Annotated in this window: 12 protein-coding genes; 11 read left to right on the top strand and 1 reads right to left on the bottom strand. The window is 45.2% G+C overall.

From position 1 onward, the window contains the following. The first annotated feature begins 162 nt into the window (after positions 1–162). The 9 genes from RBH91_RS16180 to thrS all read left to right on the top strand — a co-directional run bounded on the left by RBH91_RS16180 (position 163) and on the right by thrS (position 9207). Positions 163–1185 carry a glyceraldehyde-3-phosphate dehydrogenase gene (locus RBH91_RS16180; protein ID WP_076763227.1) on the top strand — a complete coding sequence of 341 codons (1023 nt, stop codon included), beginning with the start codon at positions 163–165 and terminating at the stop codon, positions 1183–1185. Positions 1186–1420: 235 nt separating this feature from the next. After that, positions 1421–1807, top strand: a complete 387-nt coding sequence (gene speD / locus RBH91_RS16175; protein WP_076763224.1) for an adenosylmethionine decarboxylase — start codon at positions 1421–1423, stop codon at positions 1805–1807. 186 nt (positions 1808–1993) lie between these two features. Continuing rightward, positions 1994–2386, top strand: a complete 393-nt coding sequence (locus RBH91_RS16170) for a cytosolic protein (protein WP_307892214.1) — start codon at positions 1994–1996, stop codon at positions 2384–2386. A gap of 16 nt (positions 2387–2402) precedes the next feature. Then, entirely contained in the window at positions 2403–2861 is a 459-nt protein-coding gene (gene nrdR / locus RBH91_RS16165) for a transcriptional regulator NrdR (RefSeq protein WP_076763218.1), read from the top strand. A 106-nt stretch (positions 2862–2967) separates the two neighbouring features. Further along, positions 2968–4395 (top strand): replicative helicase loading/DNA remodeling protein DnaB, encoded by a 1428-nt coding sequence (locus tag RBH91_RS16160; RefSeq protein WP_307892213.1) that lies wholly within the window; start codon positions 2968–2970, stop codon positions 4393–4395. Between the two features lie 17 nt (positions 4396–4412). Further along, positions 4413–5345 (top strand): primosomal protein DnaI, encoded by a 933-nt coding sequence (gene dnaI, locus RBH91_RS16155; protein WP_307892212.1) that lies wholly within the window; start codon positions 4413–4415, stop codon positions 5343–5345. Positions 5346–5377: 32 nt separating this feature from the next. Beyond that, complete coding sequence (locus tag RBH91_RS16150; protein WP_307892211.1) at positions 5378–6010, top strand: TVP38/TMEM64 family protein; 633 nt, start codon at positions 5378–5380, stop codon at positions 6008–6010. Positions 6011–6088: 78 nt separating this feature from the next. Beyond that, complete coding sequence (gene ytxC / locus RBH91_RS16145) at positions 6089–6931, top strand: putative sporulation protein YtxC (RefSeq protein ID WP_307892210.1); 843 nt, start codon at positions 6089–6091, stop codon at positions 6929–6931. A 344-nt stretch (positions 6932–7275) separates the two neighbouring features. Beyond that, the gene (gene thrS, locus RBH91_RS16140) at positions 7276–9207 is read left to right on the top strand and encodes a threonine--tRNA ligase (protein WP_307892209.1); all 1932 of its coding nucleotides are present in this window, start codon (positions 7276–7278) and stop codon (positions 9205–9207) included. Between the two features lie 53 nt (positions 9208–9260). Here thrS and RBH91_RS16135 read toward each other — a convergent pair whose 3' ends face one another. Continuing rightward, complete coding sequence (locus RBH91_RS16135) at positions 9261–10049, bottom strand: HAD family hydrolase (RefSeq protein WP_307892208.1); 789 nt, start codon at positions 10047–10049, stop codon at positions 9261–9263. A gap of 174 nt (positions 10050–10223) precedes the next feature. Between RBH91_RS16135 and RBH91_RS16130 the strand changes: the two genes are divergently transcribed. Next, positions 10224–12005: a sensor histidine kinase gene (locus RBH91_RS16130; RefSeq protein WP_307892207.1), complete on the top strand. Its 1782-nt coding sequence runs from the start codon at positions 10224–10226 to the stop codon at positions 12003–12005. Continuing rightward, on the top strand, positions 11983–12705 hold the full coding sequence (locus RBH91_RS16125; RefSeq protein WP_076763195.1) for a LytR/AlgR family response regulator transcription factor: 723 nt from the start codon (positions 11983–11985) through the stop codon (positions 12703–12705). The genes RBH91_RS16130 and RBH91_RS16125 overlap by 23 nt, the downstream gene beginning before the upstream one ends. Positions 12706–12715 lie beyond the last annotated feature (10 nt).

Below are 12715 nucleotides of genomic sequence, written 5' to 3'. Positions count from 1 at the left end.
TTTAAGAATGATTTTTCTTAGTCATTTGTTCACTTTTTCACAAAAATGCGTAAATTTGATGTAAAAGGAACAAATGGTATGGCTAATTCAAAATAATGTGTTATACTTATTTTGAATAAAACATGATGTGGAATGACATAAAAAATAAGGGGTGTATGTTTGATGAAAGTGAAAGTAGCGATAAACGGATTCGGCCGCATCGGCAGAATGGTGTTTAGAAAAGCGATGCTTGATGAACAGATTGACATTGCAGTGATCAATGCGAGCTATCCGGCAGAAACGCTGGCTCATTTAATAAAGTATGACACAAATCACGGACGCTATCAGCTTGATGTCAAAGCAGAGGAAGACCATCTTTTAGTAAACGGTCAAAAGGTCATGCTGACCAATCAAAGAGATCCAAGGCTTCTGCCGTGGGCAGATAATGAAATAGACATTGTGGTCGAAGCGACAGGCAAGTTTAATTCGAAGGAAAAAGCGGAAGCGCATATCGAAGCTGGAGCGAAAAAGGTCATTTTAACGGCTCCGGGTAAAAATGAAGATATTACGATCGTGATGGGCGTAAATGAGCGCGAGTTCGATGCTGAACGCCATACGATTATTTCGAATGCATCGTGTACGACAAATTGTCTTGCACCCGTCGCAAAAGTGCTTGATGATGCATTTGGAATCGAAAATGGCCTTGTCACGACCGTCCACGCGTTTACCAACGATCAAAAAAACATTGACAATCCGCACAAAGACCTGAGAAGAGCCCGTGCCTGCGGATCTTCGATCATTCCGACGACAACTGGCGCAGCGAAAGCGCTGTCTCTGGTCATGCCGCATTTAAAAGGAAGAATGCATGGATTGGCTTTGCGGGTGCCTGTTTCAAATGTTTCACTCGTTGACCTTGTCGCAGATTTAAAAAGTGATGTATCTGCTGAAGAAATAAATGAAGCGTTCCGCATGGCAGCTGCAGGGTCCATGTCAGGAATCATCGACGTATGCGACGAACCGCTCGTGTCATCAGACTTTAACACAAATCCATATTCAGCCGTCATTGACAGCCTTTCAACGATGGTGCTTGAAAACAGAAAAATGAAAGTGCTTGCATGGTATGACAATGAATGGGGATACTCCTGCAGGGTTGTTGATTTAATCAGATATGTCGCTTCAAGAATGAAACATCCATCAGCTGTATAAAATAAAAGCATGGACGGATAAAAAATAAATACCCCTTAACCATGATTTAATAAAACCGCCTTGCAAAAAATATTCAAACAAAGTATACTATTTTTCGTGAACTTCTAGTGCGTGAGCGCTTCGGCATTACTTAAAGGGTTAGGACCTCTCCGGACTAACTTTCCCCCGTGGTAAATGACCGGTTCAGTTGCTTGGAAATTCACTTTTCTAATTCTTGTTAAGGGGGGTCCATGCTATGGAAACAATGGGGCGTCACGTTATCTCCGAACTGTGGGGATGCGATTTTGATAAGCTGAATGACATGGATTTTATTGAAAAAACGTTTGTAAATGCGGCACTAAAGTCAGGTGCTGAGGTACGTGAGGTAGCCTTTCATAAGTTTGCGCCACAAGGCGTAAGCGGGGTCGTGATCATTTCTGAATCTCACCTGACCATCCACAGTTTTCCTGAACACGGATATGCCAGCATTGATGTTTATACTTGCGGAGATTTAGATCCGAACGTAGCTGCGGATTATATCGCAGAAGAATTAAGAGCGGAAACAAGAGAGAACATTGAAATACCAAGAGGCATGGGACCTGTTCAAATTAAACAGGCAAAAGCCAAAGCGCAGGCACTTTAATGCCGATGGAGGAGCTGGATAAAAAAGCGGTCACCGCTTTTTAAAATCCGCTCCTTTTTCTTTCCTTTTATGACAATCCTCCAGAACGCACCTTCCGTCATTTTCTTCCCTGATTTGTTTTCCCTTGGAAATGAAGAGTTTTTTTAATAAAATATAGAGAAGAAAGGCAAAGGGGATAAGGGATATATGAGTATTTTCCAAAAAATTCAGGGGTTTTTTTCAACGCATGCCGAAACGTCTGACCGCCATCCTTTGGACGAGCTGAAAAGCCGCTATTATAAAGCGACAGCCAAACAAGCGCTGGAAGCTGTCTTGGAAGTGCTGGAAGGGTTTGACGGATGCACCGTGATATCGGTGTCAGAAGAAAGAGGAGAAATAAGCGCTGAAATCAAAAAAACGAGAAAGGCTTTTCTGGTGGCGACAGTCGTTTCGATTGGCCCTTTTGATACAGCCGTAGATTTTAATGTATCGACGGAAACATTTTTACCGACTGATTTTGGCTACAGCCGCAGCATGGTCTCAACGGTTTATCGGGAATTGGACCGAAAGCTTGCTAAGGCTGTAAAACCAAACAACTGAATAGGGAGCTGAAAAAATGAAATGTCCAGCATGTCAGCATAATGGGACGAGGGTTTTGGACTCCCGTCCGGTTGACGAAGGCAGATCCATTCGTAGAAGACGCGAGTGCGAATCGTGCAATTATCGGTTTACTACATTTGAAAAAGTGGAAGAAATTCCGCTGATCGTCGTGAAAAAAGAAGGGATTCGCGAGGAATTCAGCCGGGAGAAAATGCTCCGCGGCTTGATTAAAGCCTGTGAAAAGCGGCCTGTCGCTTTAAAGCAGCTTGAAGATATTTGTTTTGAAATTGAAAAAGAGCTCAGAAATCAAGGCGTCTCTGAAGTCAAAAGCGAGAATATCGGGGAAATGGTGATGGATCGTTTAGCGAAAATCGATGAAGTCGCATATGTCCGCTTTGCTTCAGTATACCGTCAATTTAAAGATATCAATGTTTTTATCGATGAGCTGAAAGACTTAATAAAGAAAGAACGGTAAAGAGCTGTCAATATATCCAGCTCTTTTCTCATGACAAAAACGACATGAAAACCTGAAAAAGGTGTAAAATGAGGACAAGAAACAAAGTGGAAGGTTGACAAAAGATATGAGTAATTATTGGAAAGATTTGCTTCCCGTTGATCCTTACATCGTTAAAAGCCACGGATTGCTGCAGGATCTGGACAGGCAAATTATCACGCTATTGTATCAGCCTTTAATCGGCTCTTTTTCGCTCGGCTTGTTTTTCACGCTGTGGGGGGAGCTGGAACAAAACAGAGTTTGGGGAAGAAAAAGCTCGACCCACAGACAGCTGATGGGGACGATGCAGATCAATCTGAAAACGATTCACGCCGAAAAGGAAAAGCTTGAGGGGATCGGACTGTTAAAAACCTATATGAAAGAAACGGAGCATGAGCGTTTATTTATATATGAACTGATCCCGCCGCTTAGGCCGGACGAGTTTTTTCAAGACGGAATGCTGAATGTGTTCTTATACAACCGCGTCGGAAAAGCAAGGTTTCAGCAGCTGAAAGAATATTTCGCCCATCCTTCTATTCCGGAAGAAGCCCGTGATATGACCCGTTCGTTCAACGAGGTTTTTTCATCCGTCCAGCCGAGCGAATGGAAGATGTCCGAGGATATGGCCGATGCGATGGAGCTTAGTGACGATCAGGAATTTATGAAAGAGGGAAAAAGCAAACCGATTTCTATAACAGACAATGCTTTTGACTTTCAATTGTTTATGGCCGGTTTATCTGAAACGCTCATACCGAGAAAGGCGCTGACAGATCAAGTGAAGGAAACGATCAAAAAGCTGGCCTTCCTTTACGGGATCGAGCCGCTGCAAATGCAAAGCGTTGTCATGTCCGCAGTGAACGAACATGATACAATCACAACAGAAGCGCTCAGAAAAGCGGCGAGCGACTGGTATCAAATCGAGAGAAACGGTTTGCTTCCGGAGCTCGTGGATAAAGTGCAGCCGCTCAAGCTTCGTGAACATACAAGTGAACAGTCCCCGAAGAGCTCAAAGGAAGACACCTTAATTGCTCAGCTTGAACAGGTATCGCCAAGGAAGCTGCTGCAGGATATCGCGGGAGGAGCCGAGCCTCCAAAAGCCGATTTGAAAATCATAGAAGAAATCATGCTTGACCAAAAATTAGAGCCGGGTGTCATCAATGTTCTGATCTATTATGTCATGTTGAAAACCGATATGAAGCTTTCAAAAAACTACATCCAAAAAATCGCTTCCCACTGGGCCAGAAAAAAAGTGCAGACGGTCAGGGAAGCCATGCAGCTCGCAAAAGAAGAAAACCGCCAGTACCTGGAGTGGGCAGAAGGAAAGAAAAAGCAGACCTCGCGAAGCAATAAAGTCATCAGGGAGGAAAAGCTGCCTGATTGGCTTCAGGAAAGCGAAGCATCCGACAGTCAGCCTGACCAAAAACAGCAGGCTGCACCAAACAATGAGGACTTTGATCAGCAGAAACAGATGCTGCTTGAAGAAATGAAAAAACTGAAAAACCATTCCGCCCTTTAAGTGAGGTGAACAAGATTATGGAGCCGATTAAACGGGCTTTACAAGGCGTAACGACTAGACCTGATTTTAAAAAACGCCTTCAAGATATGAAAGAAAAAGTTCTTTCTGACAAGGATATTCAGGCATTTTTAAAAAACCATCAGTCTGAAGTGGATGAAGGAATGATCGAGAGAAGCTTAAACAAGCTTTATGAGTATACACAGCAAAGCAAAGCCTGCAGCAGCTGCCCAAGTCTCAAAGAATGCAAAAACCTGATTCAGGGCTATCACCCAAAGCTGGTGCTGAACGGGAAAACGATTGATGTCCAATATGACACCTGCCCGGAAAAACGCAAGGCTGATGAATTGGAAAGGCAGCGTTCATTAATTAAAAGCATCTATATTCAAAAGGATCTTTTGGAGGCTACGTTTGCAGATATTGACGGTGATGACCCGAGCAGACTGAAGGTGATTCAGCTTGTGACTGAATTCTTCCATCACTATAATGAGACGGGCAAAGGCAAAGGGATTTATGTACACGGAAAATTCGGCGTCGGAAAAACCTTTATGCTGGCCGCCATTGCCAATGAGCTTGCCGCGAAGGATCATCCGTCCATCCTTGTCTATGTCCCCGAGTTTGTCAGGGAGCTGAAAAATGCCATACACGACCAGTCATTGGAAGGAAAGCTTGATATGGTCAAGACGACACCGATCCTTATGCTTGATGATATCGGAGCGGAGTCCATGTCCAGCTGGGTCAGGGATGAAGTGCTCGGCACGATCCTTCAGCACAGGATGTCCCAGCAGCTGCCGACGTTCTTCTCTTCAAATTTTGATCCGAAAGAGCTGAAACATCATTTCACATACTCCCAAAGGGGAGAAAAAGAAGAGGTAAAGGCGGCAAGGCTGATGGAAAGGGTTCTCTACCTTGCAACACCTGTCAGGCTTGATGGGAAAAACCGGCGGCAATAACGCGCAAGGATAGATCAGGGAGATGAAAGAACATGCGGAAAAAAGCCTTTGGCAAATGGGCGGTGATTGCTGTGCTTGCGGCCGCCGGATTATGGTTTAATGCAAAGTATCTGAACCTCAATCCCCGTCATATCAGGGAAGGGGCCTTATCCTTCGGCATTTTTGCCCCGCTGATTTATATCGGATTATTAATGATCAGGCCGTTTTTGCTGCTCCCCGCTTCGGTGTTCGCCGTGAGCGGAGGCCTTGCATTCGGTCCGCTGTTTGGATCTTTGTATTCTTTTATAGGGGCCGCCGGAGGGGCGTTTTTATCATTTGCTCTTGCCTACAGGCTTGGCGGCAGCTTCACAAAAACGCCTCTGAAGCTTGAAGCTTTTCGGATGCTTTTGCAAAAAAACGGTTTTTTCTGTATTCTGCTGCTGAGGCTTGCACCGATTCATTTTGATGCGGTCAGCTATGCGGCGGGCGTCTCAAAGGTCAAGCCCCTGTCCTTTTTGGCGGCCACGGCCGCGGGCATTATTCCGGGCACCATTATTTTAAATGCGCTCGGATCAAGCCTGCTGTCCGGAGACATCATCGCGATTACGATCATCGTCATGATCTATCTCCTCTTCATCACCGTTCCGCTTTTGTTCAGAAAAAAGGTGCAGGAGCTGTTTGATTAATGGCTTATCCTTTTTTTTAAGTCTATTTTATTTGTCTCCCCCATATACATGTATCAGATGTTGTTAGGGGGGACAAACATGCTTGAAATTACATTTGAAGATGATTATGATACAGCCGCGTTTTTACATCTGCTTCGAAATGCGGATTTAAACCGGCATATCAAGATTCATGAAACGGCAGGGAAGATCGGAATTGAAAAGACCCATTCCTCTGTCAGTATCCAAACCTACATTCTGCCCATTCTGACGAGATTTTTTACAGAATGCAAAGAAGATGAATATATGCTTTCGGTTATTGAAGGTGATTATTACTTTTTGGATCGGGATGAACAGCAGCAAATTCTTCAATTGGCCCACAGCATAATGGAGGGCGAACTGGAAGGGCTACCGCTCAATCAGGACGATACCCCTCGAGAATATTACATCATGCAGGAGCTCAAAACGATCTGTCTTGAAGAAAATGCCTTTTCGATTCGTTCCTTTATGACGTTCCGGCTCGGCAAGTATTATAAACGCCTGAGAGGGTATGTCGAGGCCGCAATCGATGAATATAAAATGGAACAGGAATACCAGACATTTATCCAATCGCTGAGAGACTATGTGATGTCGAAGGAGCCGATGCTTGACCATGTTCACATTGTTCATGACGATTATTTTGTCTTGTGGGAATTAAAGTATATTTCAGAACGGGAACAAAAAAAATACATAGACAGGCGATTCGTCAGAGAACACCCGATGTATATTGATTCCCGCCTGCTGGCACCTCTCGTATCGATAGCGCCGAGGAAAATCGACCTTTATACAGGGAACCGGGAGCATGCGATGGTACAGACGATTCAAAATATTTTCCAGGAGCGGGTGCGGATTTTTTCACTTGATTCCTTTCATCCGCAGGAAAACATTTTAGAAGAGCATTCTTGATTTTAGATGGGAAACGATTTATAATACGATATAAACTTAAGATTCCATGTATGGATAAGGACATGAGAAGATGAACACCGGTTTGACAGAGAGGGAGACCAAGGCTGCAAGTCTCTTAACCAAGGATCATTTTTTTACCGCCTTTGAACATCAGTTGTAAACGACAATTTGTCAAGTAATGACTGACGGGACTTCCCGTTACAGAACCGAAAGCCGAAAACGCTCAAGGATTTTTTGCGTTTTTCGGGAAAAAGGGTGGAACCACGAATTCCGTTTATCAATCCTCGTCCCTTTCTTAGGGGGACGGGGATTTTTTATTTTGTAAAAAAAAAGGAGTGACTAGGATGTCAGATATGGTAAAAATCAAATTTCCTGACGGAGCGGTTAAGGAGTTTCCAAAAGCGACGACAACAGAAGATATCGCGGCATCAATCAGTCCCGGCCTGAAGAAAAAAGCGATTGCCGGAAAATTAAACAGCAAACCAATCGATCTGCGCGCACCGATCCTTGAGGACGGCGCCATCGAAATCATTACAGAAGGCGGTGACGAAGCGCTTGAAATCATGCGCCACAGTACGGCGCACTTAATGGCGCAGGCGATCAAACGGCTTTATAAAAACGTAAAATTCGGCGTCGGTCCGGTTATTGAAAACGGCTTCTACTATGATGTGGATATGGAAGAAGCGCTTACTCCGGAAGACCTTCCGAAGATCGAAAAAGAAATGAAAAAAATCATCGGAGAAAATCTGCCGATCGTCAGAAAAGAAGTCAGCCGTGACGAAGCGAAAGCGCGGTTTGCCGAAATCGGCGATGACTTGAAACTGGAACTGCTTGATGCGATTCCGGAAGGTGAAACGGTATCAATCTATGAACAAGGCGAATTTTTCGATCTGTGCCGCGGCGTCCACGTTCCATCAACAGGAAAAATTAAAGAATTGAAACTGCTGAGCCTTGCCGGTGCATATTGGCGCGGCGACAGCAACAACAAGATGCTTCAGCGCATTTACGGTACAGCTTTCTTTAAAAAAGCAGAGCTTGAAGAGCATCTGCGTCTGCTTGAAGAAGCAAAAGAACGCGACCATAGAAAACTTGGAAAAGAATTGAAGTTGTTTGCGATTTCGCAAAAGGTTGGTCAAGGCCTGCCGCTCTGGCTGCCGAAGGGTGCGACAATCAGACGCGTCATCGAACGCTATATCGTTGATAAAGAGCTCGCTCTCGGCTATGAGCACGTCTATACACCAGTCCTTGGCAGCAAAGAGCTTTATGAAACGTCAGGCCACTGGGATCATTATCAAGACACAATGTTCCCGCCGATTGAAATGGACAATGAAACTTTGACGCTTCGCCCGATGAACTGTCCGCATCACATGATGATCTATAAAAATGATATCCACAGCTACCGCGAGCTGCCGATCCGGATCGCAGAGCTCGGAACGATGCACCGCTATGAAATGTCAGGCGCTCTTTCAGGTCTTCAGCGCGTCCGCGGGATGACATTGAATGACGCTCACATTTTCGTCCGCCCTGATCAAATCAAAGACGAATTCATCCGCACTGTCCGCTTGATTCAGGAAGTCTATGAAGATTTCGGGCTTGAACAGTATACATTCCGCTTGTCTTACCGTGATCCGGAAGATACAGAGAAATACTATGATGATGACGAGATGTGGAATAAAGCGCAATCGATGCTGAAAGAAGCGATGGACGAGATTGGACATGACTACTACGAAGCAGAAGGAGAAGCGGCGTTCTACGGACCGAAGCTTGACGTTCAGGTCAAAACAGCAATCGGCAAAGAAGAAACACTGTCAACTGTACAGCTGGACTTCCTGCTTCCTGAAAAATTCGATCTGACATATGTCGGAGAAGACGGAAAACCCCACCGTCCGGTCGTGATTCACAGAGGCGTCGTATCAACAATGGAACGCTTTGTTGCTTTCTTAATTGAAGAGCATAAAGGTGCGCTGCCGACATGGCTTGCGCCGGTGCAGTTCCAAGTCATCCCTGTGTCGCCGTCCGTACATCTTGACTATGCAAAACAAGTGCAGGAACGCCTGCAGCGCGAAGGTCTGCGCGTTGAAGTCGACAGCCGCGATGAAAAAATCGGCTATAAGATCCGTGAAGCACAAATGCAAAAGATTCCGTACATGCTTGTCGTGGGCGACCAGGAAGCCGAAAATGAAGCGGTCAACGTCCGCAAATACGGAGAACAAAAATCAGAAACGGTCCCACTTCAAGATTTCGTGAAAAAAGCAGTCGCTGAAGCGAAAAAGTAGACATTAGAAAAAGCATGGCCCATAGGGAGCCATGCTTTTTTCGTTTAGCTTGATTAGCCTTTTTCGGCGAGAATGTCAAACAGTTCGTTTAAATGGCGGATTTCGTAGTCAGGTTTAACATCAGCCTCATTATCTTTGCCTTTGCGGTTGACCCAGACGGTTTTAATTCCTGCTCTTGAAGCGCCGAGAATATCGGTGTTCAAATTATCCCCGACCATCAAGGTGTCATCTTTTGTAATCCCCAGGAGGCCGAGGCAGTGTTCAAAGATGCTTGGATCAGGCTTTCCTTTGCCAAAGTCTCCGGAGATGACAATTTCGCTGAAATAAGGGGCAAGCTCGGGAACGCCGGCCAATTTTTCTTTTTGCAGACTCGGATCGCCGTTTGTCAGCAAAAGAAGCTCGACCTTTCCTTTCAATTGTTCCAAAACAGCAAACGTTTCTTCGTAGACAAAAGGGCTTTTCCGGCGCACTGCTGCGAAGAATTCGCCAAGCTCTTCTCCGAAGGCGGGATCATCGATTCCAAATGCTTTCAATCCGTTTGTCCACGCATTTTTCCTGTATTCAGGGACAATGTTATTCAGCTTTTGAAATCCTTCGCTGATCGGTTCGCTAAAGTTGGACCACAGACCTTCAAACGGATTGATGCCGATCATCACAGTGTATGGATATGTTTCATAAGACGTGTAAAGATCGCGCGCCGCCTGGCGGACGGCTGTTTCAAATTCAGCCGCATTGATCCCGTATTTTTTTTCGGCTTTATGACATGTTTCGGAAAATGCTGTACTGACGCTTTTTTCATCCCAGAGCAATGTATCATCTAAATCAAAAAATACGGCTTTCATGATCTTCTCCTCTGCCTTTAGTTTATAGAATTCTCTCATTTATTTTACAATAGATAAATAGGATGATAAAGCAATGATTTTAAGAATGTGATGTAATGCAGTGTCAAAGTATCAAAGTTTGGACTTATGATAGAATGAGACCATATTCTTCTTTTAGAAAGCAAGGGGACATACATGATTCATCTCATGATCATGATGCTGGAGAGAGTGGGGATCATCGTTATTTTGGGTTTTATCCTTGCCCATATGAAGGTATTCCGCCAGCATCTCCAGCATCCTCAAGGATATAAGGGAAAGACTGTTCTCATCTGTATCTTTTCTCTTTTCAGCATGATCAGTAATTATACAGGGATCATCATTCGCGGTGATGAGATTTTGTACAATGATTGGGTTTTTACGATTGATCCGTCAAGTTCGATTGCCAATACGCGAATTCTCGGCGTGGAAATCGGCGGCCTGATCGGGGGGCCGTTCGTTGGTGCGGGGGTCGGGCTCCTTGCGGGAGTTCACCGCTTTTCTTTAGGGGGAAGCACGGCTTTAAGCTGTGCGGTTTCTTCACTTTTAGCGGGTGTGGCTTCAGGCTGCATCGGGCACTTTTTTCGAAAACGGCATCAAATGGTGACCCCGCGGGTTGCCGCTCTGGCAGGCGTCAGCATGGAAGCTCTGCAAATGTTTATGATTCTGGTTTTGGCCAAACCCCAGGCCGATGCGTTTGCGCTTGTGCAGATGATCGGCGTCCCGATGATGATTGTCAATGGGACGGGCAGTTTTATTTTTCTGTCGATCATTCAATCTATTATCCGGAAAGAAGAGCAGGCAAAAGCCGTGCAGACCCACCGGGTGTTTTCGATTGCCGATCAGACGCTCCCCTTTTTTCGCCAGGGGCTGAACGAAGCATCCTGCAAAAGCGCGGCCCGGATTATTCACGAGATGACAGGAACCGATGCCGTATCTATTACAGACAGGGAAAATATTCTCGCACACGTCGGTGAAGGAGCCGACCATCATATTCCTTCCAGAAGCCTGATTACCGGATTATCCAAAAAAGTCATCAAAACAGGGAAAGTCATGAAAGTGAAGTCACGGGATGAAATAGAGTGCACCCATCACGCCTGTCCGCTGCAGGCCGCAATTGTCCTGCCGCTCATATCCAATCAGCAGACGATCGGTACTCTGAAACTTTATTTTAAAAGTCCTGCGGGATTAAACCAGGTAGCAGAAGAGCTTGCCGAAGGTCTGGCGATGCTTTTTTCAACCCAGCTTGAGCTTGGGGAAGCAGAGCTGCAAAGCAAGCTTTTGAAAGATGCTGAGATTAAAGCGCTGCAGGCGCAGGTGAATCCGCACTTTTTATTTAACGCCATTCATACCATTTCCGCACTATGCCGGACAGACGCTGAAAAAACCCGGAAACTGTTGCTGCAGCTCAGTGTCTATTTTCGTTCAAATTTGCAAGGGGCGAGACAATTGCTGATCCCGCTTTCAAAAGAACTGAATCATCTTGAAGCGTATTTATCATTGGAGCAGGCTCGTTTTCCGGGAAAATACACAATAGAATTTCATATCGAGGATGGGCTTGAATGCCTTGAGATCCCGCCGTTCATTTTGCAGCTGCTCGTTGAAAATGCGCTGCGCCATGCTTTTCCGAAAAAACAGAAGGTGTGCACGGTAAAAGTATACGTCTGTTCAGAACGTGACGGCGTTTTAATGAAAGTGAGCGACAATGGCAGGGGGATCAATCCCGACATGCTGGAACAATTGGGAAAGGCGCAGTTTTCCTCCAAGGAAGGGAATGGGACGGGACTTTACAATCTGAACCAGCGGCTGACGGGTTTATTCGGCCGACAGGCTTCCTTAGATATGAAAAGTGAACCTGGCAAAGGGACAGAGGTTTCTATCAAGATTCCTTTTCAAACTGGAAGAGAGGGGAATGGGGATGCTCAAGGTTTTAATCGTTGATGATGAAATGTTTGCACGGGATGAATTGAAATATTTATTGGAACGGACACAGGAAGTGGATGCTGTAGACGAGGCTGAACATATTGAAGAGGCATTTGACAAAATGGCCGATCAAAAGCCGGATCTTCTTTTTTTAGACATTGACTTATCAGGAGAAAACGGATTTGACATTGCTAAACGTCTGAAAAACATGTCCGCGCCCCCGGCCGTTGTTTTTGCTACCGCCTATGATGAATATGCGCTGCAGGCATTTGAAGTGGATGCCATTGATTATGTGACAAAACCGTTTGATGAAGACCGGATCAGGCAAACGATCAAAAAATACAAAAGGATGTACCCGGATAACAAAGAGGAGCGGCAGCTTTCCGGTCACGAAAGACTGGCTCTCGGCATTGATGAGTCGATCGTGATTCTCGATCCAAATGAAATCGTATATGCGGGTTTAAAAGACGGACAAGTCACCGTCAAAACCTTTGATCAGGCCTATACCGTCCATGACACACTCGTTATGCTTGAGCAAAAGCTTCCACAGTCTGTATTTATCAGAATCCACAGAAGCTTTTTGGCAAACATGGATTATATAAAAGAAGTAAGGCCATGGTTCAATTCAACTTATAATCTGCTGATGAAAGACGGTTCAACGATTCCGGTCAGCCGCACCTATGCAAAAGAGCTAAAAAAACTGCTTCATATGATATGAAGCAGCTGAT

This window comes from Bacillus swezeyi (assembly GCF_030908325.1).
In the GTDB taxonomy this organism is placed as follows: domain Bacteria; phylum Bacillota; class Bacilli; order Bacillales; family Bacillaceae; genus Bacillus; species Bacillus swezeyi.
The sequence above is the reverse complement of the archived record's forward strand: the minus strand, read 5'-3'. Positions and strand labels throughout refer to the sequence as shown.

Bases quoted from the DNA above. Each gene is read 5' to 3' on its own strand.
- RBH91_RS16130 (WP_307892207.1), top strand. From the start codon at position 10,224: ATGATTCATCTCATGATCATGATGCTGGAGAGAGTGGGGATCATCGTT.
- RBH91_RS16160 (WP_307892213.1), top strand. From the start codon at position 2,968: ATGAGTAATTATTGGAAAGATTTGCTTCCCGTTGATCCTTACATCGTT.
- nrdR (WP_076763218.1), top strand. From the start codon at position 2,403: ATGAAATGTCCAGCATGTCAGCATAATGGGACGAGGGTTTTGGACTCC.
- thrS (WP_307892209.1), top strand. From the start codon at position 7,276: ATGTCAGATATGGTAAAAATCAAATTTCCTGACGGAGCGGTTAAGGAG.
- ytxC (WP_307892210.1), top strand. From the start codon at position 6,089: ATGCTTGAAATTACATTTGAAGATGATTATGATACAGCCGCGTTTTTA.
- RBH91_RS16135 (WP_307892208.1), bottom strand. From the start codon at position 10,049: ATGAAAGCCGTATTTTTTGATTTAGATGATACATTGCTCTGGGATGAA.
- RBH91_RS16150 (WP_307892211.1), top strand. From the start codon at position 5,378: ATGCGGAAAAAAGCCTTTGGCAAATGGGCGGTGATTGCTGTGCTTGCG.
- RBH91_RS16170 (WP_307892214.1), top strand. From the start codon at position 1,994: ATGAGTATTTTCCAAAAAATTCAGGGGTTTTTTTCAACGCATGCCGAA.
- RBH91_RS16180 (WP_076763227.1), top strand. From the start codon at position 163: ATGAAAGTGAAAGTAGCGATAAACGGATTCGGCCGCATCGGCAGAATG.
- dnaI (WP_307892212.1), top strand. From the start codon at position 4,413: ATGGAGCCGATTAAACGGGCTTTACAAGGCGTAACGACTAGACCTGAT.
- RBH91_RS16125 (WP_076763195.1), top strand. From the start codon at position 11,983: ATGCTCAAGGTTTTAATCGTTGATGATGAAATGTTTGCACGGGATGAA.
- speD (WP_076763224.1), top strand. From the start codon at position 1,421: ATGGAAACAATGGGGCGTCACGTTATCTCCGAACTGTGGGGATGCGAT.